A 20,039-nucleotide genomic window follows, 5' to 3' on the forward strand; every position below is an offset into this window, starting at 1 on the left:
CCCTGTCTGGATCAGATGGTGGATTCGAGTGCCGCCACGAACCGGTCGATCTGTGCGGTGGAATGGTCTGGCGTCACGGTCACGCGAAAACGTTCCTGGCCTCGCGGAACGGACGGGAAGTTGATCGGCTGGACGTAGATCTGGTGGTCGGTCAACAGCGTTCGCGAAACCCTTTTGATCTTTTCCAGGCCGGGGATGATGATCGGAACGATATGGCTCTCGGCATCGACGAAGTCGACCTGGTGCCGGCGCAACGCGGCTTTCAGATAGGCGACGTTCCTGAACAGCGTCTCGCGGCGTGCCGTGTCGCCGACGATGTGGTCGATGCTCGTGCGCGTCGCGGCCATCAGGGCCGGTGGCAACGAAGTCGTGAAGATGAAGCCCGGCGACAGGCTGCGGATGCAGTCGACGGCATCGCGAGCACCCACGACGAAACCGCCGGAGGTGCCGATTGCCTTGCCGAAACCACCCTGGATGAAGTCGACACCATGTTCGTCCAGCGCTTCGCACAGGCCCAGCCCCTTGGGGCCGAACACGCCGACCGAATGGGTTTCGTCGATATAGGTCAGTGCGTTGTATCGCTTCGCGAGCCGCACGATCTCCTTCACGGGTGCCAAGTCGCCGTCCATCGAATACACCGATTCGAAGACGATCAGCTTCGGTCGCTCGAACGGTTCGGCGGCCAGGCCGCGTTCGAGATCAACGAGATCGTTGTGCTTGAAGATATATTTCTTGCCCTTGAACTTCCTGATGCCCTCGATCATCGAGCGATGATTGAACGCGTCGGAGTACACGACCGCGTCGCTGAGCACGGAAACGAGCACGCCCAGGCTTTCCGTATTGGCCAGATAACCGTTGTTGAAGATCAACGCGCTATCTCGGCCGTACAGCCGGGCCAGGTGCTGCTCCAGATCGACGTGCGCGCCGGTATTGCCGGAAATGTTGCGTGACCCTCCAGAGCCCGCGCCGAACTGCTCCAGCGCATGCCCGAACGACGCAATCACCTTTTCGTGCTGCCCCATGCCCAAGTAGTCATTGCTGCACCACACTTCGATCGTCTTTCCCTGGTAGTTCGCCAACGGGAAATGACCGGCGCTGCGTGAGAAAGTCAGAAAATGGCGATAGGCATCCGTCGATTTGAGTTGATCCAGTACATCGCCGAACACTTCGGCGTAGTTGAGTTTCGCTTCAACCGTAGACATTATTCCCACCCTTGGTTGTATCCAGTACGAAAGCTATGGCCGGCGCTTGGTCGCCGGAATGGAAAATCATTAATTGACCGAATCAAGATGCCTCGACTGGAGTTGGCAATCGTTTTTATTTGAATTACTGATTACTGGCAGTCGATCCCGGCACAAGAATCAGCGCGCACCGGCATCGTCGGTATCGACACTGACAATGGCCTTGCCGAGATTGCCGCCCGAAAGCATCGAGAGAAACGCCTCGACGATATTGTCGAAGCCCTTCGTGATCGTCTCCGGGGCGACGATGTCGCCGCGCTGGAGGTGAGGAATGGCGAATGCCTCGAGTTCCTGCTGCAGGTGGGTGTAGTCCTTCACGAGGAAACCCTGCAGCGTCAGGCTCTTGCCCACCACGTCGAACAGATTGCGTGGCGCGGCGGGCGGCTGCAGCGCGCTGTATTGCGCGACCGCGCCGATCAGTGCCGCGCGCCCGTGGTCTTTCAGGACGGCAATTGCCGCTTCGAGTTGCTCGCCGCCCACGTTGTCCAGGTAGACGTCGACCCCATCGGGAATTCGTTCGCGCAATTGCGCGCCGACTTGCCCCGGCCGATAAACGAACGCATCGGAATAACCGAGGCCGCTCGTCAATTGCCGCGCCTTGTGCTCATTGCTTGTGCTTCCGACGATCCGGCTCGCACCGAGCAGTTTCGCGAACTGGCCTGCCGCGGTACCGACGCCGCCGGCTGCGGCCGATACATACAGGGATTCACCGGCCTGCAGGCGGACGATGCGGGTCAGCGCGACCCAGGCGGTCAATCCGGTGCCGCCCAGGATGCTCAGCCAGGCCGTGAGCGGCACCCCCTCGGCGGGCCGGATCACCCGCAGCGCTTGCGCCGGCACCTGGGCATAGGTGCGCCACCCCTGACGATGGAACACCCAGTCGCCGGGGCGAATCGATGCGTCGGTGCTGTGCAGGACCCGGCCGATGGTCCGTCCTTCCAGCGGCGCATGCAGCGCCCAGTCGCCGTCCATGCATTCGCGCATATACGGGTCGACCGAGAAATGTACGTTTCTCACCAGGACTTCGCCGGGCGCCAACGGCGCCAGCGGCTGCCGGACGAAACGGAAATGCGCTCGGCGTGGTTCTCCATGCGGCCGTTCGACCTGATGGACCAGCGTATTGTGGGACGGTTGATATCCGAAATCCATTTCGCTCATTAACTATCCAGGATGATTGATAACGTCCGTGGGAGCGCCGTGTTAAAGCGGCGATATTTATACGATGGCGATTGAATCGAAAATGAAAGGAATTAAATCGTCGTCAATTCGGTCATTGTTTGCAAATCCATGAAATTCACCAAAACGATGCATGCCGGCATTGGGTGGGTGAATTTGAATCGATTTGTTTTATTTGCGTGGACATTCTGCATAACGGCAAGCACAATAAAAACGGCAAATTCAGAAATTTTTGTTTCCTCTTTTATGCGACTGATCGACCAGTTTCATCGGCTTGGCGAGTTTCTCGACGAGCACGGCAGCCAGCCCGGGTTGCCGGCACTGGCGCGTGCGTTGAACTGCACCGAGCGCAACGCGCGGGGCCTGCTGCGCAAGATGGAGGCGCAAGGGTGGTTGCGGTGGGAGGCGGCGCGTGGCCGTGGCCACTTCTCGAGGCTGACGATGCTGGTTGCCCCGCAGCACGCGGTGCTCGATCGCCTTTCCTGCTTGCTCGCGGACGGTGAACTGGAGCAGGCGTTTGCAAGCCTGGGGGACGACCAGCGCCAGCAACTGTTGAGGCGACTTCCGGATTTTCTCGGCATTCATCCGGCCGGCTCGCACGGCCATCGCCTGCGCATTCCCCTCTATCGGGCGGTGGACGAGCTTGATCCCTATCGGGTGATCAGCCGGCTCGAGGCCCATCTGGTGCGGCAGATCTTTTCAAGGCTAACCGAATTCGACAGGCGCACGCAGCGCGTCGTGCCGGCGCTGGCGCATCACTGGGAGCCGGAAGAGGCCGGGCGGGTCTGGCACTTCTGGCTCCGGCCTAACGTCAGTTTCCACGATGGCAGGCTTCTGGAGCCGGAAGACGTGCGATGCACGTTGCTGCGCATGCGCGACGAGCCGAGCTATTTCCAGCGCCTGTACCGGCATCTGCTCGACGTGGAAATCGGTGAGGGCCGGCGGATCATCTGTCGTCTCGGCGACGTCGATCATCTCTGGCCGCAGCGCCTCGCGGCCGCCAACGCGTCGATCGTGCCCCGTCGCCGGAACGGCGATTTTGCGCGCATGCCGATCGGCACGGGGCCGTTCAAGCTGACGCGCCACAGCGATTACCGGATCACCTTGTCGGCATTCGGCGATCACTATCGCGAACGTGCGCTGCTTGACGAACTGGATCTCTGGTTCCTTCCATCGACCGAGCAGGCGGACGGATTCGATCTCCGATTCGGATACTCCGCGTCTCATGCACCGGAGAACAAGGGCATCGTGCGCGTGCAGGCGGGCTGTACCTACGTGGTCTGCAACGCCACGCGCGAAGCGTTCCGCGAGCGTGCCGACCGACTGGCGCTGGCCGATTGGCTCGCGCCCGCCACGTTGTTCGGTCACGACGATCCCGCGAGGCGGCCCGCGGCCGGGCTGCTACCGGCCTGGCGGCATCGCGTCGCGACGCCGGCCGCCGAACCCTTCGTGCCGAAATGCACCGCGCTCACGCTGGTCACGGGACAGACCCATGACGAACGCGTCCTGGCCCGCGCGATCGAGGCCAGATTGCACGACGCGGGGATCAGGCTGCGCGTGTTGGCGCTGCCCTATGCGGAGTTGATCCGGCGCGACTGGCTGGACTCGGCCGACCTGGTACTGGGCAGCGAGATCCTGCACGACGACGAGGATTTCGGGTGCTACGAATGGTTTGGGGCCGATAGTGTTTTCCGGCAGTGGATGCCGGAGCATGCCGCGCGCGAACTGGACCACCGGCTGCATGCGGTTCAGGCGCAAGCTGATCCCCGCGCGCGCATGGCGGACTACGAGGCCATCGGCAAGGAACTGGTCGATGCGGCGTGGTTGATCCCGATCTCGCACGAACACCAGCATGTCGAGCTGGAATCGCACGTTGCCGGCGTCGAGGCCGCGCCGCTGGGGTTCGTATCGTTCGCCGAGCTGTGGGTGCGGTGATTCGTGCGCCGGACGGCAGCACGTGCCACCACGTCGCCGGGTGACGCGATTCAGCGCCGATGCAGCTACGTCTCGGCGTTTATGGCGCCGCATCGCGCCAACCGGGTCGTACTTCGACCGGTCATTGTTGCGATTCCGCGGCAGGCCGGAAGCGATTCCGATACGCCCCCGGACTCAGTCCGACCTTCTCCTTGAACAGTCGGCAGAACGAGCTCGTATCGCTATACCCCACCTGCGCCGTGATCCGCTCGAGGCTGAGATCGCCGGCCTCCAGCAAACCGCGCGCGGCTTCGATGCGCAGACTCTGCAAATACCGCAATGGAGACTGATTCAGCGTGGCCTGGAAGCGGCGGATGATCGTGCGCTCGCTCACGCCGAGGTCCTGCGCCATCGCCGACATCTTCACGTCCTTCGTCATGTGCTTCTGCAGCCAATGCTGAGCGCGATGAACCAGCGAATCGCCATGCGTCTTCTCCGTCAGCAACGGGAGATACGGCAATTGCTTCGTCTGGCTGACGTCGATCAGCATCGTCTTGGCGCACTGCGCGGCAATCACCGCCCCGGAGAAACGCTCGATGACATGGATGGTCTGCAGCAGGTAGGACGCTGACGCCCCTGCACAGATCAGCCGGTCCGCTTCGGTGACGACGGGTTCCAGTTGAAGGTCGACGCGGGGAAACCGGCTGCGAAACGGGTCTGCCAGCCACCACGTGGTCGTCGCGGGCCGTCCGTCGAGAAGGCCGGTGTTGGCCAGCACGAACGTGCCGGTGCAGTTTGCCGCCAGGTAGGCGCCGGCGTTCCATTGCGAAACCAGCCAGTCGCATGCGGCGGACTGTCGTGCCAGCAACTGGTCGAACGCCTTGCCGCTCGCATAGTGCGCACTGGGAACGAAAACCAGGTCGAATTGCTCGTGCGGCCGGATCGGCTCCGTGTTCAGCTGCAGCCCGTTGCTTGCCATGATGGGCTCCCCGGTCGGAGAGACGAACCGCCATTCGAACTGCGCATTGCCGTCGCCTCGCTGTCGCCGCACATGCGCGTTCGCAATCTGAAGGATGTCGGCGAACCCGCTCAGGCTGGAGGCGTAGCAATCGTCGTACGCAAGGATGGCGGCGCGGGGCATGATGTGTCGGATATCGCATGCAATGTGTCAGTTTAGCCAATGTACGGCAATTCGAACTGCGAGGAAACTGTCGGTGTCCACCTGGCGCCAGCGTCGGGCGGTGGCCCGATCGTCGACGCGGCCGGCCATGCAAAAGGGGCGGCATCGCATGCTGTGCGGGCCGCGCGAAGGCGAATCAGGCCGGCGCCCGGGATTCTCCGGCGCCACCGTTGCCTGGCCGCGTGGATTTCCGTCGGCGTCGCACCGGCGATTCGGCCGTGCGGTGACGCGCGTCGCGGTCGCCACGCGTTCCCGGCATGCGAAGGCGCTTTCGTCTCAACCTGAACCGAAAACATCATGAAAACCAGGATCACCGAACTCTTCGGCATCGACTATCCGATCATCCAGGGCGGCATGCATCACGTCGGGTACGCGGAGCTGGCGGCGGCCGTCTCCAACGCCGGCGGCCTCGGCATCATTACCGGCCTGACGCAGCGGTCGCCGGCGGATCTGGCTGCCGAAATCCGGCGCTGCCGCGAGATGACCGACAAGCCGTTCGGCGTGAACCTCACCTTCCTGCCGACCGTCACGTCCCCCGACTATCCCGGCTATATCCGGGCGATCGTCGAAGGTGGCGTCAAGATCGTCGAAACGGCCGGCAACAACCCGCAGCCTTACCTGCCCGCGCTCAAGGACGCGCACGTCAAGGTGATCCACAAGTGCACGTCGGTTCGCCATGCGCTCAAGGCCGAGGCCATTGGCTGCGATGCGGTGAGCGTCGATGGATTCGAATGCGGTGGTCATCCGGGCGAGGACGACATTCCGAACTTCATCCTGCTGCCGCGCGCCGCCGACGAGCTCAGGATTCCGTTCGTGGCCTCCGGCGGCATGGCGGATGGGCGGTCGCTGGTGGCGGCACTTTCGCTGGGCGCGGACGGCATCAACATGGGGACGCGCTTCATCGCGACCCGCGAGGCGCCGGTGCACGAGAACGTGAAGCAGGCGCTGGTCGCGGCGACCGAACTGGACACGCGCCTGGTCATGCGTCCGTTGCGCAATACCGAACGCGTGCTGCGCAATGCCGCGGTCGATCGCATCCTCGAAAAGGAACGCAGGCTCGGCGCCGATATCCGGTTCGACGATATCGTCGAAGAGGTCGCCGGCGTGTATCCGCGCATCATGAAGGAGGGCGCGCTCGACGCGGGCGCCTGGTCGTGCGGCCTGGTCGTCGGCTTGATCCGCGACATCCCGACCGTGAAGGAACTCGTCGATCGCATCGTGAGCGAGGCGACGGAGATCATCCGCAGTCGGCTGGCAGGTGTTGTGGTTTGAGCTGCAAGCTCAGCCGGCGTTTGCGTGACTTTGCAGCCGTGGTCGACCTTCTACCCGGCGTTCTGCCTTGCTCCGATCATGAGCACTCGATCGCCACGGCGTTTGTCGACCGACTGAGCCTGATCTCGCCGAGATAGGCGCTGTCGCCCAGTTCGCACTCGCGCCAAGCGTTGCCGAGGGCATGTCGAATGTTGACTTTATAGGCGCCGCTGCCCTTGGCCAGGCCATCGAACCGGAAATCGCCGAAGCCGTCCGAGACCGTTTCGGCGACCTGCAGATTACCGACGTACAAGGCGACGACCGCATCCGCGACACACTCGACGACGCCTCCTGCCTCGACACTGACACTTCCGCCGACGAAGCACGTTTCCCAGCGCTCGAGGCCGCTGTACCACACGCGGGGTTTCGTGCCCAGGTTGGGTCGCAATACCTTGAGTCCCTCGCGTCGGGCCTTCTCGGCCATCGCCGTGTCATCGAGCTTGACCGTCTCGAAGACATCGGTAGGGCACGACTGCTGACAACGCGGGCGGGACCAACCCTGGTCGAGCAAATGCGCATCGAAGATCCAGATCTGGGGCAGTTGCAGCTCTTCGTTCCAGACGATTGCCTTGTAAGGGCAGGCCTTGACGATGTCCTTGCGGCCTCGTGCCTTGTCGGGATCGATGATGACGATGCCGTCGGCACGCTTGCGTATGGCGCCGCTGCCGACACGCATGCATGGCGCGTCGTCACAGTGGTTGCACATGACCGGTAAATAAGTGGTCTCGACCATATGCGAGGCACCCTGTATACGACGCAGGATGCGGATGGGGCTCTCGGCGTCGGCCGAGGCGGGTGCGGCGTAACCGGGGAAGTCATTGCCGACGTGCTCGTCGCGCGCGGCGATCACGCAGTTCTGGCAGTTCTCGCAACGGCCGACCTTGATAATCAGGTTCCACTTGCTCATTTGACATTCCTCACGCTGCGCGACCGAGCATGAACGCTTCGGCACCGCGCCATTTCTCGACCTGCACCAGGCAGGAATTCGGGCTCATGCTGCTGGTGCCGGCCGTCTGAGGCCGGTCAGGGGTGAGCATGTTCATGCAACCGCCGATCTCGACTTGCTCGCCGTCGATTTCGATCAGCTGAAATTCGGCACTCGCCTCGTAGGATTTCACGACGCCGGCGTGTACCAGCGGCGAGACATCGGCAGCACAGATCACGGCGCCGCGGTCGTTGTGCACCTTGACGAGATCGCGATGGGCGATGCGTCGCATGGCGGCGTCAGCCGGATTGAGCCTCAGCAGCCAGAATCGATGCCCTCCGATCAGGGCGCGATGATCGTCGACGCTGTTCACCGCGGAATTCTTGCCGTCACAATGGGTATGAAAGCTGTAGCGGCTGTGGGTGGCGATCAATTGCAGCGGGTAGCGCCGAGCCAGGTCAGAGCGCAGCCCCTCCCAGGAGGGGAGATATCGATTGAGCGCTGGCCGCTCGGGATTGTCCGCAGTGTGCCGCTTCAACAACTCGGGCACGAACTCCAGCTTGCCGCTTGGCGTCTGCAGGCCCTTGCCGAACGTTTCCGAGAACTGTGACGGCAGTGGGTGTGGCTCCGGCAGGTCTTTCCGCCTGCCTTCCGCATACCAACGCATGTCCACGGGATGACGCAGCTCGGGCTTTTCGGGCGGCACGACGAAGTAGCCCTTGCGGCAGAATTCGCGCCACGAAATGTGATCGGGCAGATCCGACGAGTCGAAGACGCGCTTGACCCAGTCGAGATCGCCACAGCCTTCGGTGAATACGCCACCGAGACCCAGTCGAGTCAGGATGGCGGTGAAGATGTCGTAGTCGGAGCGGGACTCGCCCAAAGGCTCGATGCACTTGTGCTGCAGTGTCAGCATGCGATGGTTGACCGTGCCATACCCTTGGTGGGCGTAGCCGCCCGAATTTGCCCATTCTCCAATGTCCCAACGCTCCAGCGACGTGCACGCGGGCAGGATGATGTCGGCGAACTGGGCTTCGCCTTCCATCCAGATCGACTGATTGACGACGAACTCGATGCTCGAGTGCCGATAGGCTTCCGTCCACCGTCCGGAATTCGTCACGGTACTGAACGCGGATCCGCCATAGCGATAGATCATGTGGATCGGCGAATAGCCGGGCATCGGGTAGGTGAACGGTGCGAACTGGGCTTCCTGAGACATGCCGTCCCAGAGATAACCGGTGGCGTGGCCGTTGAGAATCGCATCGGGCATCTGCTGTCGCGGCACCATTTGCTTGACGGGATTCATGGTCAGGATGTGCGGCATGCGCTGATAGTTGTCCACCGCATTGGCCGTCCACGCCAGGTCGCCCGAGATGCCGCCGTCCGCGTAGCCCGGAAAATAGAACTGCAGATCGTGCGGGACGCCGATTTCGAGGCAGCCGAAATTCACGCCCGGCTTGCCCCAGCCCTGCATGGCCATCATCATGATCATGCAGCGCGCCCATTGAGCCCCGGTCGCCCCGCGGCCCGCGCCGCCGAATCCCGCGCCGGTCATCCCGACGGCGAGATGAACCTTTTTGTTTCCCCACAGGCGCGCCAGTGCGCGGGCGTCCTTGGCCGGCACGCCGGTCTCGCTCTCCTGCCACTCGGGCGTCTTGGGCGTACCGTCGGTTTCGCCCAGGAGGTAGGCTTTCCAATCGTCGAAACCGGTCGTGCGCGTCGCCACATAGTCCTTGTCGTACAGGCCTTCCACGGCCCAGACATACATGATGGCAGTCGCCAGCGCGGCATCGGTCTGCGGCCGGATCGGGATCCAGCGGCCACCCAGCAGCTGTGCGGTCGGATTGCAGTGCGGGTCGATGTGAACGAACTCGATGCCGAGCTCCTTGGCCCACAGACGGCGCGGCGTTCCCTCGAATCCTGCGTAGGCCCCGTTGGTACTTTCGGGGTCGCAGGACCAGAAGACGATCATTTCGGCTTCCTTGAGACCGTCCTCGAGGCCGCCATAGCCGGAGGGCACGCCGACGCGCATCGAGTTGCCGAAATGATGCATGGCGCCCCAGTACCATCCTTCCCAACTATCCGGATTCGCGGCGACCCGCGTGAAGCCGATCAGGTTGGCGAAGCGCGTCAGCGCGCTGAGGTAGTAGCCCACGTTGCCCCACTGGTGGTGGGACGACATCGGGAACGTGATGGAACCGGGACCGTGAACGCGCTTTTGCCGGTTGATCTCCTTGGCGACGATGTCCAGGGCTTCGTCCCAGCTGATACGTACGTAGCCGGACTTGCCCCGGTTCTGGGGATTGCGCTCGCCGTCGGGGTCGAAGTCGACCCGTTTCATCGGGTGAAGGATGCGCTTGTCGGAGTAGACCAGCGACTTGAGCGTCAACGCGTGGGGCGCGACCAGGCTGCGTCGTGGCGGGCTGAAGCGACGTCCGCGCGCCTCGATCACCCAGCTTGGCGCATCGGTGTCGTCCAGCTCGATCGGGGTCACGCGGACGATGCGACCATCCTTGACGTAAACGAACAGGGGCCCGCCATTGGTGCAGGTCGCATAGCGTCGGGTGCCGTCGTGCATGGGCGTGCCCATCGGCAGGCCGACGGTGCGCATCATGCTCAGGGTTTGCATGAGCCAGACCAACAGTTCGTCCTCGCCCTCGGTGACCACCTTGAAGTTCTTGGCGGCGTGGATGATTTCGCCCTGGTCCGGGCTGGGGGAAAGGAACTTCAGCGCGGTGGCGACATCCTTGAAGGCCATGCGCACGTCGGGGCGCGGATGCTTGCCGGCGCGCGACCGAATGCGGCCATTCCTGAACTCGATGGCGCGACCGATGCTTTGATCCATGAGCCCGATCCACGCGACGAGATTGCGCTCCTTGAGGCGATCACGATAGGCGGGGAAGCGGCGTGCCGTCAGGTCCAGAACCTTGGGCAATGCGAAAAGAATGGTCTTGAGAGCCTGTCGTTTCATCGTTCGATCCAATGGGTTGTCTTGATGCGGGGCGCCGGCATTCGGACGTACCCGTCAGAACGTATAGGCAACGTTCAAGAAAACGCTAAGGGGATTGAGCCGGAGCGTCGATTTGGAAACGATCTGCGTCCCCGTCGCGGTCTGTCCGTATAACGTGAGGTGGGTCTTCACCGGCATGTAGCCGACGGAGGTTCCGACAGACCAGTGTCTGGTCACCGCGTAATTCGCCCCGATCTCGAACACGGGGTTCCACGAAGCGCTGAGCGTCGCGCGCGCTGAGCCGCCCGGCCCGAAGCTGTCGGAGACGAACTGGCTGTTGGTGGCTCGAACCTGGGTGAACCACGTATAGTTCGCGCCGATGCCCAGGTATGGCCGGAATGTCGCTGCGGCTGAAAAGAAGTGGTATCGAAGTTCGATGGCGGGCGGCATCGGCCTTGTCGTGCCGAGCGTGCCATACTTCTGCAACGTCCCGTCGCCAATCAGATTGACTTTCAGCGGCATGCCCAAAAGCATGGCGACACCGAGATTGTCCGTGACGTAATACTCGGTGGTAATGCCCAGCGTATCCGTCGAACTGGCATGTGCGCCGGTGCCGGCCAGCTGCCGATTCACCGTCACGCCGCCGACGCTTTGCACGATGAGGGGTGTGGCGTCTCCCTGTGGCGCGATGTGTAGCCATCCTACCGATGTTGTAATGCTTCCTGCCGACTGCGCATCGGCATTGTCGGCAAGCGAAGCCGAGCAGATGCAAACCGCCACGCCCGAGAAACGCATCGTCCGCTTGAAATTCATCTCGTGTCTCCTCTGTCTCGATCCATTTCACGTATAAGAACTAATTTGGATGCCTTATTGATCAGGGCGATCTGCTTTCGGCGTTGATGCTTTCCGGCTAGCCGCGCACCTCCATCGCCGCAGATCCGTCGCTGTCCGTCAGGATGGCGGTATCGGCTGCGCGGCGACCGAGATCGAGAACGCAAACGGAAAACGTCCCAGCACGAAGCGCGCCGCAGCTTCGAACCCGGGGTCGCTCAACTCGACCGAGACCGACATTGCGCCCGAATCGTCGGTCGTGACGTCGATTGATGCACCGGGGGCGCCGCCCTGGGTCAATGCCGTATGGAGCGCGTCACGCGTCTCGCGGCGCTTGAGTTCCGGTTTGAAGATCTTGCCGACGCCGGTGAGCGGGATGGCTTCCACGATTCGGACGTGCTTGGGCAGCGCGGCGCGTTCGGCGATCTCCTGTTGCATGAACGCTGCCAGATCGTGCTCGGTCGCGCTCATACCCGGCTTGAGCTGAACATACGCGACCGGTAGCTCGCCGGCATGCGCATCCGGACGCCCGATTGCCGCGGCGATCTGGACCGCCGGATGGCGATGAAGGGGTTCCTCGATTGCCGCCGGGTCGATGTTGTGCCCGCCCCGAATGATCAATTCCTTCTTGCGACCGGTCAGCCAGAAGTAACCGTCGACGTCGCAGCGGCCGAGGTCGCCCGTGTTGAGCCAGCGCGTGCCGTCGCCGAGATCGAGCCACAGCGACCTGTTTTGATCGGGGCGCAGGTAGCCGGCGAATACGTTCGGCCCGGAGATGACAAGCAGTCCATCCTCGTTTACCGCGCAGTCACGCAGATAACGCCCCGCGTCGTCCACGACGACAGCTTTCATCGCCTGGAAGGGGATGCGAAGCCCGATTGATCCCAGCCGGCGCTCGCCCGTGGTCGGGTTGACGCTGCTCACGCAGGTTCCTTCAGTCAGCCCGTAACCTTCGAGAATCCGGACGCCCGTTTTTTCCTGGAAGGCCCTGAAGACGCCGACCGGCATCGGCGCGGCACCGCACAGGCCGTATTCGAGCGAGTCGATAACATGATCGTCGAGCGGAACGTCGAGCAGCGACGCATACAGTGTCGGGACGGCGCTGAAGAAATTGACGTGATGATGTTCGACGATTTCCCAGAAACGTTTGACGACGCCGTCGCCTCGGTAACCCTGCGGCGTGCCGAGCACGACATGGGCGCCGCGCGAGAAAGGCAGGAGGCCGGTCACCATCGCGGCATTGACGTGAAAGAGCGGCAAGCCGCAAAACGTCGTTTTTCCGGGGCCGATACTGTCGCCGAAGAACCGCGCGGCGCTCCATGCATTCGCCACTTCGTTGCCGTGGCGACGCATCGCGATTTTCGGCAACCCGGTGGTGCCACCGGTACAGAAGTAAGAGGACATGTCGCCAGGTCGAATGCGGCGCGCATTATCGAGCGCCGTGCCGGATTCCTGTGCGATTGCCGTACCGAAGTCGTGGATCCGGATGTGCGCAGGCACAGCGCTGCGCAAACCACCATCGCCGTACAGCTTCGCACACGCGTCGTGATGGAGTGCCCGGGCCGCAGACTGGGCCGTGCCGCGCACGCGATCGGCCGGATTGACCAGCACGAGATGCCGAAGCGACTCGGCCTGGGAGAGGATATTCGCGACTTTTTGCCAGAGATCGGCCCCGGGAAAGGGGGCGAGCGTCACGAGCACGCTGGCGCCGGCCGCATTGAGCAATTTGCCTATCGCGTCGCCTTCGAGCAGCGGATTGATCGCGCATACGATGCCAGCCGCCTGCCCACCCCAGATCACGAAATGCGTTTCGGGAAGATTGGGCAGCACATAAGCGATCACCGAATTCGGGCTCACACCGAGGCGCGTGAACATGTTGGCCGTACGCGTGATGTCGCGAACCAGCTCGCGATAGGTCCAGCGCTCGGCGTCGCGGTGCGCGTCGGCGGTCAAGAAGAAGGAGAGGGCGGGCGCGGACGGATCGATGGCCGCACCGGCGCAGATCATCTCGTACGTGCTGGCCGGAAGGTTCGGTGGAACGCCCTGCGCTTCAATCGCCAGCACGTCGTTCTGGGTCGCGATGCCGTTCATGCCGCCTCGTCCACGATCTCGTTACGTTGCACACCCAGATCGATCGTTCCATCGCGGCTCGCGATCCGGGCTTCGACGATATCTCCGGCCTTCAGATACTGCGCGCGTCCTGCCTGCACCTTCATGAACATCTTCCACTTGAAGGATTCGGGAAAAAGCGCGACGGCTCGCTGCTTGAGCGGCGACGGGATGCTGAGTGCGCAGCCGGCCGGCGTACCGGTCGCGAGCAGGTCGCCGGCGCGAAGGTCGTGCACACCCGACAACTCGGTCAACGTTTCCGCCGGACCATAGACGAGGTTCGATGTCGAGTCCTGCTGACGCACCGCGCCGTTGACGGTCAACGTCAGGTCGAGCGCATTCAGCTTCGGGAAGTCGCGCCGTTCGAGCAGGCACAGATACGGGCCGACCGGGCCGAACGTCCGGAAACTCTTGCCCTTGTAGAACTGCATCTGCGGGATCTGGACATCGCGCGCGGAATAATCGTTGACGATCACGGTACCGGCGACATAGTCGTGCAGGTTCGCGTCCGTGATCTGCTGGTGAGACGTGATGTCGCGTTTGAGAATGAGGCCGAGCTCGATTTCGTAGTCGAGAAACCGGACGTGCCGCGGTTTCACGACCGGTGAGTCGGCCGCGACGATGCAACTCGTCGCCTTCGTGAAGATCATGTTGAACTTCTTCGCGTCCGGATCCATGCCCGATTCGATCATGTGCTGACGATAATTCGCGCCCTGGCAAACGAATTGCTGGTTGGCCGTCACCGGGGAAAGCCACTCCACCTCTTTCTCCGGAATCTTCGATCCGTCGAGCGCGGCGAGTCGTTCAACCGGATTCGCCGCGAGAAAGCTCGCGGTCGTGTCGAAGTCGCCGGGAATCGGCGTGACGGCGCCGTGGGCGGCCACCCCCCATTGGGCGCGGCCGTTATGCCGGAAGTGCAGGACAAGCAGTGACATGGATGGATCTCTCGTGAGTCGAATGGGCGGTCAGGGGTCAGGCGAACAGCTTCGCCAACGTCAGCAGCTTGCTCAGCGTCAGATCGGGACTGCGGCGCAGGTTGCGAAACAGCGCCGCGAGGCTCGATGGCGTGAACCGGGGCTTCGTGAAGCTGCGCGGCATCGTCGGGCCCCACTGCGCCATCGCTTCGCGGCTGACCGCGTGCACCCCCGTCGGCTCGTCGGCCGTGAACAGGTCGCCGTCGCAATAGTGTTCGTGCTTGTCGCCCCACGGGTCCTGCCAGTAGTCGAAGATCTGGCTGCCGAGAATGTGTCGGCCGATGCCCCACGCATGCGTCCATCCGCTGTCCCGGAGCAGGCGCTGGCCCATGCCGACGGCATCGGCGTCGACCAGTTCGTACGCGCTGTGGCTATAAGCCGGCACGAACCCTTGGGCGAGTGCGAGCGTATGGTGATCGGCCGGCCTGTCACCCAGATCGAGCCGCATGAATGCAACCGCAGGGGAGCCGTCCGGCAGCACCTGGACATCGCTGGGGATGAACCCGAAATGCTGCGTGTACCACGCGCAGGTTTCCTGGTAGTCGGCGAGCTCGAGCACGACGTGCCCGAGCCGAATGACTTCGGGGGTGCTCGCCGGCGGCCGCTGCGTCTCGTTGATTCGCACGGGCGTGTCGACCGAGTTGAACGGGAGCGGAGCGCGATGCGGCAGCGTATCGGCCCGTGTCTGGCCCGCAATCGCGTCGACCCGAAAGCCTGACGGATCGGTGAGCCGCACCCGGTGGCCGCCACCGGGCCAATCCGACGCCTCGACCTTCGATGCGCCGGGGACGCTGGCGAGCGCGTCCAGATCGGCCCGACTGTCGACCCGCAAGCCGAAGCCGACGAAGCGAGCCTTCGGCGCCTGGCGAACGACATAACAGAAGTGTGCCGTGCCCGTTCCGCGCAGCAGCACCTGCGTGTCATCCCGCCGCACCGTTCGAAGACCGAAGTCGTTGAGAAAGTGCTCGGCCTCGCCGAGGTCCGGACGATCGAAGATCAGATAGGCGAGCGCCGATGCCTTCGTTGTCGGGTGAGGGTGTCGAGCCGGCTGGGTGGTAGTCAGTTTCATGGCGGATGACAGTCAGGCAGATCGAATGGCAATTGCGAAGGCTGGAGCCGTCGCATCGAGGGGCTTTCCGCGCAACGGCAGGCATGCCACCGAACCGTTGCACGAGGTGTCGGGCCGGCCCATGAAAGTCGCGAGATGGATCGTCGATTTCGGATGGGGGCGATGCGCGTCGTCGCGGGTACCGCGACTGGCCGGCACATGGGTCGCCGCGGCGCCGACCGGTCCGAATCCTTCGACCAGTCCATCGAGCGTCGCAGGCAACCCGCCCGCCGCAGTGGAGCGCGAATTGAAGAGGATGGACGCGCTGGCGCCCGTATGCAGATGTGTCTCCACCGTTTCTCCATTCGTTGGTCGATCGGTTCTCGAGGCGTTGTTTAGCCGCCGTTTGTGACATTAAAATCATGAATGATAGTTTTGTCAATGTAGACATTTGAATCTATACTTCGGTACAAACAAGGATCGGAAACGTCATGCCGAATTCACCGAATCGCCGTACACCCAAGCGCTCCTCTCCGGAAGCACCCCATCCCGCGGTCACGGTCACCGAAGAGCGCGAGCCGCGCGGCGCGCGCCGCAAGCGGGAAACCCGTGCCCGCCTGCTGGATGCCGCGCTCAGGCTGATGGCGCAGAAGGGGATGGAAGGCGTCGCCATCAACGAGATTACCGAGGCGGCCGACGTCGGTTTCGGCTCGTTCTACAACCACTTCGAATCGAAGGAGGCGATCTACGCCACCCTGGTGGAATCGGTATTCGAGGAATTCGCGGATTCCCTCGATCGCCTGGCGAGCGGCTTGTCCGACCCGGCGGAAATCATTTCGGTCTCGGTACGCCATACGCTGATGCGCGCGCGGCGCGAGCCGGTGTGGGGGCACTTCCTGATACGGGAGGGTTTTTCAGCGCGGGTCCTGACGCACGGTCTTGGGCAGCGCCTGTTGCGAGACATCGAGCGCGGCATCGCCGAGAAACGCTTCGTGGTCGCCGACCCGTTCATCGGCTTCCTTTCGCTTGGCGGTACGGTGCTGACCGCCATTGCCGCCGAACTCAACTTCGTCGCTCCCGGCGCGCCGGCGGTGAATGTGCTGAAGGAGCTCGGCTTCAGCGGCGAGCATTTTCCCGAACGCACCGCGGCAACGCTGCTGCATATGCTGGGGCTCAAGCGCGCGGAAGCCGAGAAGATCGCTAGCCGGCCGCTGCCGGTCGTGGAAGCGGTCGAGCCGGCACAGTCGTGAACGAGGTGAGGCAGGCGCCGGCCGGGTCACCCCGTGCGCGTGCGGTACCTGCCGCGCGGTGGAATGCCGCCGAAGGACGCGAACCCACGCGCATGCGTGTCGAACAGCGTCTCGTGGCTTGGGGCGGGGGAAGTGATCAGCCGGAAGGCTTGGCTGGCGTTCGGCTTCACCTGTGCGGCTGCGCGTCCTCGGTCAAGGCGGCCGATGAAGACGTACTTCTGAACGGGATAGCGCGGCGTGCGCCCATTTGACAGTCAGCCCCTGTGGAACGGTTGGCGTCCGTCATCGCGCGGACACACGTGGCGACCGCTCGGCCAGCGTGAGCATCGCTGCGTCCTACGTCGGCACGTTGCGCCGTGGGCACCGTGCGCCAGCACGCAACAGCGCGACACCGAGCACGGTCGCCCATTCGGTCATGCGGTCCGAGGTACCCGCCGCGTCCGGTGGTGCGGCCAGTTCGGCGTGCATGTGGTCGATGATCTGCCGGAATCCGGCATCGCGCAGTGCGTACAGGTGCACCTCGACCCACAGCGGGAAACATTCCCAGCCGGCGGCGATGTCCGCGTAGTCGGTGGCGGTGCCGTCACCGCCGCCCTCCGGCGCCGCCAGCCGAATCATCGAGATCATTCGATCACGGTCTCGGCGCAGGATCTCGATCAACGGTTCGCGCTTGTGTTCGAAGTGCGCATAGAACGCGCCGCGCGTGTAGCCGGCGCCCTCGGCGATATGTTCGACGCTCGTATCGGCAAAGCCTTTCGCGATGAATAGCGCGCGAGCGGTGGCGATGAGCCGCTCGCGCGTGTCGAGCCTGCGTTGCTCGCGTGTGAGGCGGGTGGGTTTCATCCTGTGTTGTTGTCGAGTGTTCCCGCACGGCATCCGGCGCGCGGCGCCACGTGTGTCGCTTCCGCACGAATGACCGCGGCGATGTCGAGCGCGAGCAACTCGAGCGCATGGCGATGGGCATCGACGAGCGCGTCGTAGCCCGCCGACGCGCCGGCCCGGACGACGCTGCGGCACGCCAGCGCCGGCTGTCCGGCCCCGGAACTCACACTCCACGTCGCATCGAGCAGCACGTGCGATGCAGGCCACGACTCGATACGCTGGACGTTGACCGTGACCCTGTAGACGGGGGCGTCGGCAGCATGAGCGACGCGGTGAACATCGATCGTGCCGAGCCGGGACGCGACGCGCGTCGACAGCCCGTCGCGCATCTCGTCGCCGAGCGGCGCGGCCCAGCGCTCCTGCTCGAGGATATCGACCCGGCCGGGGCCGCTTTGCACGACGAACCGGTTGCCGTCCGCCGGCGCCGTGACGTGCACGGCCTGGATGTCGATCAGCCATGCGGGAGGTGACGCAACAGCGTCGCTGCCGGCACTATCCGTCATCGCGAGGGTATGGAAGTGCACGGGCGGCGACGTGCAGGCGCTCAGCACGGCCAGTGCGACGCACGTCGTGATGCGCAACGGCATGCGAAGCAGGTGAAACGATCGCGCTTTCATTGCTGTTCTCCCTTCTTGCCGAACAGCAGCGATTCGGGATGACGCTGCAGATAGTCGGCCAGCGCGTTCAACGACTGGAGCGTATGCGTGAGCGATTGCATCGCGTCATGTACGTCCGACTGCATCGGCGAATCCTGCCGTAACGTCGACTCCGCCGCGTTGAACGTGCGTTGCGCGGCGGCCAGCGTGTCACGTGCTTGCGGTACCACCTGCTCGTCGAGGTGGCCGAACAACTGGTTCGCATGCGCCAGTGCGCCGTTCAGGTTGTTGCCGATCCGGTCGAACGGAACCTGGTCGAGCTTGTGCGCGATGTCGGCAATCTGCACCTGGAGTTCGTCGAGCGTGTTGGGCACGGTCGGAAGCTCCACCGGCGTATGGCGCACGTCCACGCTGGCGCGCGGCGCCTTCGGGAACATGTCGAGCGCCACGTAGAGCTGGCCGGTCAGCAGGCTGCCGGTACGCAGTTGCCCGCGCAGCCCCTGCACGACCAGGTGTTCGAGCAGTTCGTGGCCACCTGCCGTATCGGGCGCGGGCAGCGCCGTATCGCTGCGCCGGCTCAGTCGCGACGGATACAGCGCCATCGTGACCTTCATGCTGAAGTTGCGCGCGTGCTCGTTGTACTCGATGCCGATGTTCGTGACCTGGCCGAGCGCAATGCCGCGCAGATCGACCGGCGCGCCGACCGCCAGCCCGCGCAGCGACTGGTCGAAGCGCATGACGACCATCAGCGGCGTGCCGTCGGGGTCGCGCATCGCGTCGGCTTCGTCGGATGCGAGCCGGAACGGCGCGTTGTCGGCTGCCTGCGGCGCGTCCGGCTGTCCGGGCGGCGACTGGAATGCGAGGCCGCCGACGATCACCGTCGCCAGCGACTGCGTATTGAGTTTCAGCCCGCTCGAATCGAGCCGCAGATCCACGCCGCTCGCATGCCACCAGCGCGTGTTGGTGCCGACGTACTTGTCGTAGGGCGCCTTCACGAACGCCTGCACGTCGACGCCGGTCCCGTCCTTGTCGAGCGAGAAGCCGACGACCTGGCCGACCTGCAGATGCCGATAGAACACCGGCGAGCCGATGTCGACCGAGCCGAGCGAGTCGCCATGCAGCAGATAGCGGCGGCCCTGCTGGTCAGCGGTGACGGCGGGCGGCGTCTCGAGACCGGTGAAGTCGGTCTGCTTCTGCGGGGAGCGGCCGAGATCCGCGCCGATGTATGCACCGGAGAGCAGTGTGCCGAGCCCGGAAATCCCCGTGGCGCCGACGCGCGGTCGAACGACCCAGAAGCGCGTGTCGCGGTTCGCGAACCGGGCCGCATCGCGCGTCAGCTGAATGCTCGCGATCACGCGCTTGAAGTCGGGGGTGAGCGTGATGGTCCGGACCGAGCCGATATCGACGTCCTTGTAGCGGACCTTGGTCTTGCCGGCTTCGAGGCCATCGGCGTTGGCGAACGTGACCGTGATCGTCGGGCCGGTCGCGGCGACGGTCCGGATCACGAGCGACAGCCCGATCAGTGCGCATACGAGCGGCACGATCCAGACGAGGGACGGGATCCAGCGGCTGTACGGCCGGATCTCGGGCGGAGGAATATCGAAAGGAGACATCGTTCTGAAATACGAAAGGAGTCGGCGGGCTGGCGCCCG

General features: G+C 63.8%; 16 protein-coding genes. 3 read left to right on the plus strand and 13 right to left on the minus strand.

What is annotated here, in order from left to right; genetic code table 11:
* Positions 1 to 11 precede the first annotated feature (11 nt).
* Positions 12 to 1,202: a 5-aminolevulinate synthase gene (gene hemA, locus F3J15_RS02975; protein WP_166887556.1), complete on the minus strand. Its 1,191-nt coding sequence runs from the start codon at positions 1,200 to 1,202 to the stop codon at positions 12 to 14.
* Between the two features lie 159 nt (positions 1,203 to 1,361).
* The gene (locus F3J15_RS02980; protein ID WP_166887558.1) at positions 1,362 to 2,399 is read right to left on the minus strand and encodes an NADP-dependent oxidoreductase; all 1,038 of its coding nucleotides are present in this window, start codon (positions 2,397 to 2,399) and stop codon (positions 1,362 to 1,364) included.
* A gap of 129 nt (positions 2,400 to 2,528) precedes the next feature.
* Between F3J15_RS02980 and F3J15_RS02985 the strand changes: the two genes are divergently transcribed.
* A complete protein-coding gene (locus F3J15_RS02985) occupies positions 2,529 to 4,352 on the plus strand; it encodes an SgrR family transcriptional regulator (protein WP_166887561.1) in 1,824 nt (607 codons plus the stop codon).
* Positions 4,353 to 4,473: 121 nt separating this feature from the next.
* On the opposite strand, the gene F3J15_RS02990 is transcribed toward F3J15_RS02985, so the two are convergent.
* Positions 4,474 to 5,472: a helix-turn-helix domain-containing protein gene (locus F3J15_RS02990; protein WP_166887564.1), complete on the minus strand. Its 999-nt coding sequence runs from the start codon at positions 5,470 to 5,472 to the stop codon at positions 4,474 to 4,476.
* A gap of 336 nt (positions 5,473 to 5,808) precedes the next feature.
* Here F3J15_RS02990 and F3J15_RS02995 point away from each other — a divergent pair, with 336 nt between their 5' ends.
* Entirely contained in the window at positions 5,809 to 6,783 is a 975-nt protein-coding gene (locus F3J15_RS02995; RefSeq protein ID WP_166887567.1) for a nitronate monooxygenase family protein, read from the plus strand.
* Between the two features lie 76 nt (positions 6,784 to 6,859).
* On the opposite strand, the gene F3J15_RS03000 is transcribed toward F3J15_RS02995, so the two are convergent.
* From F3J15_RS03000 to F3J15_RS03030, 7 genes are all read right to left on the minus strand, one after another.
* Positions 6,860 to 7,729: a 4Fe-4S dicluster domain-containing protein gene (locus tag F3J15_RS03000; protein ID WP_166887570.1), complete on the minus strand. Its 870-nt coding sequence runs from the start codon at positions 7,727 to 7,729 to the stop codon at positions 6,860 to 6,862.
* Between the two features lie 10 nt (positions 7,730 to 7,739).
* On the minus strand, positions 7,740 to 10,718 hold the full coding sequence (locus F3J15_RS03005) for a molybdopterin-dependent oxidoreductase (protein WP_166887573.1): 2,979 nt from the start codon (positions 10,716 to 10,718) through the stop codon (positions 7,740 to 7,742).
* Between the two features lie 54 nt (positions 10,719 to 10,772).
* Positions 10,773 to 11,510 (minus strand): OmpW family outer membrane protein, encoded by a 738-nt coding sequence (locus tag F3J15_RS03010; protein ID WP_166887576.1) that lies wholly within the window; start codon positions 11,508 to 11,510, stop codon positions 10,773 to 10,775.
* A 138-nt stretch (positions 11,511 to 11,648) separates the two neighbouring features.
* Positions 11,649 to 13,619, minus strand: a complete 1,971-nt coding sequence (locus F3J15_RS03015; protein WP_166887579.1) for an acyl-CoA synthetase — start codon at positions 13,617 to 13,619, stop codon at positions 11,649 to 11,651.
* On the minus strand, positions 13,616 to 14,572 hold the full coding sequence (locus F3J15_RS03020; RefSeq protein WP_069251596.1) for a fumarylacetoacetate hydrolase family protein: 957 nt from the start codon (positions 14,570 to 14,572) through the stop codon (positions 13,616 to 13,618). Before F3J15_RS03020 ends, F3J15_RS03015 begins: the two co-directional genes overlap by 4 nt.
* Before the next feature lie 37 nt (positions 14,573 to 14,609).
* Entirely contained in the window at positions 14,610 to 15,680 is a 1,071-nt protein-coding gene (locus F3J15_RS03025; RefSeq protein WP_166887581.1) for a VOC family protein, read from the minus strand.
* A 12-nt stretch (positions 15,681 to 15,692) separates the two neighbouring features.
* Positions 15,693 to 16,013 (minus strand): hypothetical protein, encoded by a 321-nt coding sequence (locus F3J15_RS03030; protein WP_345891474.1) that lies wholly within the window; start codon positions 16,011 to 16,013, stop codon positions 15,693 to 15,695.
* A gap of 137 nt (positions 16,014 to 16,150) precedes the next feature.
* On the opposite strand from F3J15_RS03030, the gene F3J15_RS03035 reads away from it, so the two are divergent.
* Entirely contained in the window at positions 16,151 to 16,909 is a 759-nt protein-coding gene (locus tag F3J15_RS03035; RefSeq protein ID WP_166887584.1) for a TetR/AcrR family transcriptional regulator, read from the plus strand.
* Positions 16,910 to 17,245: 336 nt separating this feature from the next.
* On the opposite strand, the gene F3J15_RS03040 is transcribed toward F3J15_RS03035, so the two are convergent.
* From F3J15_RS03040 to F3J15_RS03050, 3 genes are read right to left on the minus strand one after another with little or no spacing between them, the layout of a single operon-like run.
* Positions 17,246 to 17,752, minus strand: a complete 507-nt coding sequence (locus tag F3J15_RS03040) for a TetR/AcrR family transcriptional regulator (RefSeq protein ID WP_166887587.1) — start codon at positions 17,750 to 17,752, stop codon at positions 17,246 to 17,248.
* A complete protein-coding gene (locus F3J15_RS03045) occupies positions 17,749 to 18,408 on the minus strand; it encodes a PqiC family protein (protein ID WP_166887590.1) in 660 nt (219 codons plus the stop codon). Before F3J15_RS03045 ends, F3J15_RS03040 begins: the two co-directional genes overlap by 4 nt.
* Complete coding sequence (locus tag F3J15_RS03050) at positions 18,405 to 20,000, minus strand: MlaD family protein (RefSeq protein WP_166887594.1); 1,596 nt, start codon at positions 19,998 to 20,000, stop codon at positions 18,405 to 18,407. The genes F3J15_RS03045 and F3J15_RS03050 overlap by 4 nt, the downstream gene beginning before the upstream one ends.
* Between the last annotated feature and the right edge of the window lie 39 nt (positions 20,001 to 20,039).

It is taken from the genome of Burkholderia sp. Ap-955 (assembly GCF_011753045.1).
Classification (GTDB): domain Bacteria; phylum Pseudomonadota; class Gammaproteobacteria; order Burkholderiales; family Burkholderiaceae; genus Burkholderia; species Burkholderia lata_D.

Excerpts from the sequence above, each read along its gene's own strand:
- hemA (WP_166887556.1), bottom strand. The coding sequence starts at position 1,202 with ATGTCTACGGTTGAAGCGAAACTCAACTACGCCGAAGTGTTCGGCGAT.
- F3J15_RS02980 (WP_166887558.1), bottom strand. The coding sequence starts at position 2,399 with ATGAGCGAAATGGATTTCGGATATCAACCGTCCCACAATACGCTGGTC.
- F3J15_RS02985 (WP_166887561.1), top strand. The coding sequence starts at position 2,529 with ATGAAATTCACCAAAACGATGCATGCCGGCATTGGGTGGGTGAATTTG.
- F3J15_RS02990 (WP_166887564.1), bottom strand. The coding sequence starts at position 5,472 with ATGCCCCGCGCCGCCATCCTTGCGTACGACGATTGCTACGCCTCCAGC.
- F3J15_RS02995 (WP_166887567.1), top strand. The coding sequence starts at position 5,809 with ATGAAAACCAGGATCACCGAACTCTTCGGCATCGACTATCCGATCATC.
- F3J15_RS03000 (WP_166887570.1), bottom strand. The coding sequence starts at position 7,729 with ATGAGCAAGTGGAACCTGATTATCAAGGTCGGCCGTTGCGAGAACTGC.
- F3J15_RS03005 (WP_166887573.1), bottom strand. The coding sequence starts at position 10,718 with ATGAAACGACAGGCTCTCAAGACCATTCTTTTCGCATTGCCCAAGGTT.
- F3J15_RS03010 (WP_166887576.1), bottom strand. The coding sequence starts at position 11,510 with ATGAATTTCAAGCGGACGATGCGTTTCTCGGGCGTGGCGGTTTGCATC.
- F3J15_RS03015 (WP_166887579.1), bottom strand. The coding sequence starts at position 13,619 with ATGAACGGCATCGCGACCCAGAACGACGTGCTGGCGATTGAAGCGCAG.
- F3J15_RS03020 (WP_069251596.1), bottom strand. The coding sequence starts at position 14,572 with ATGTCACTGCTTGTCCTGCACTTCCGGCATAACGGCCGCGCCCAATGG.
- F3J15_RS03025 (WP_166887581.1), bottom strand. The coding sequence starts at position 15,680 with ATGAAACTGACTACCACCCAGCCGGCTCGACACCCTCACCCGACAACG.
- F3J15_RS03035 (WP_166887584.1), top strand. The coding sequence starts at position 16,151 with ATGCCGAATTCACCGAATCGCCGTACACCCAAGCGCTCCTCTCCGGAA.
- F3J15_RS03040 (WP_166887587.1), bottom strand. The coding sequence starts at position 17,752 with ATGAAACCCACCCGCCTCACACGCGAGCAACGCAGGCTCGACACGCGC.
- F3J15_RS03045 (WP_166887590.1), bottom strand. The coding sequence starts at position 18,408 with ATGAAAGCGCGATCGTTTCACCTGCTTCGCATGCCGTTGCGCATCACG.
- F3J15_RS03050 (WP_166887594.1), bottom strand. The coding sequence starts at position 20,000 with ATGTCTCCTTTCGATATTCCTCCGCCCGAGATCCGGCCGTACAGCCGC.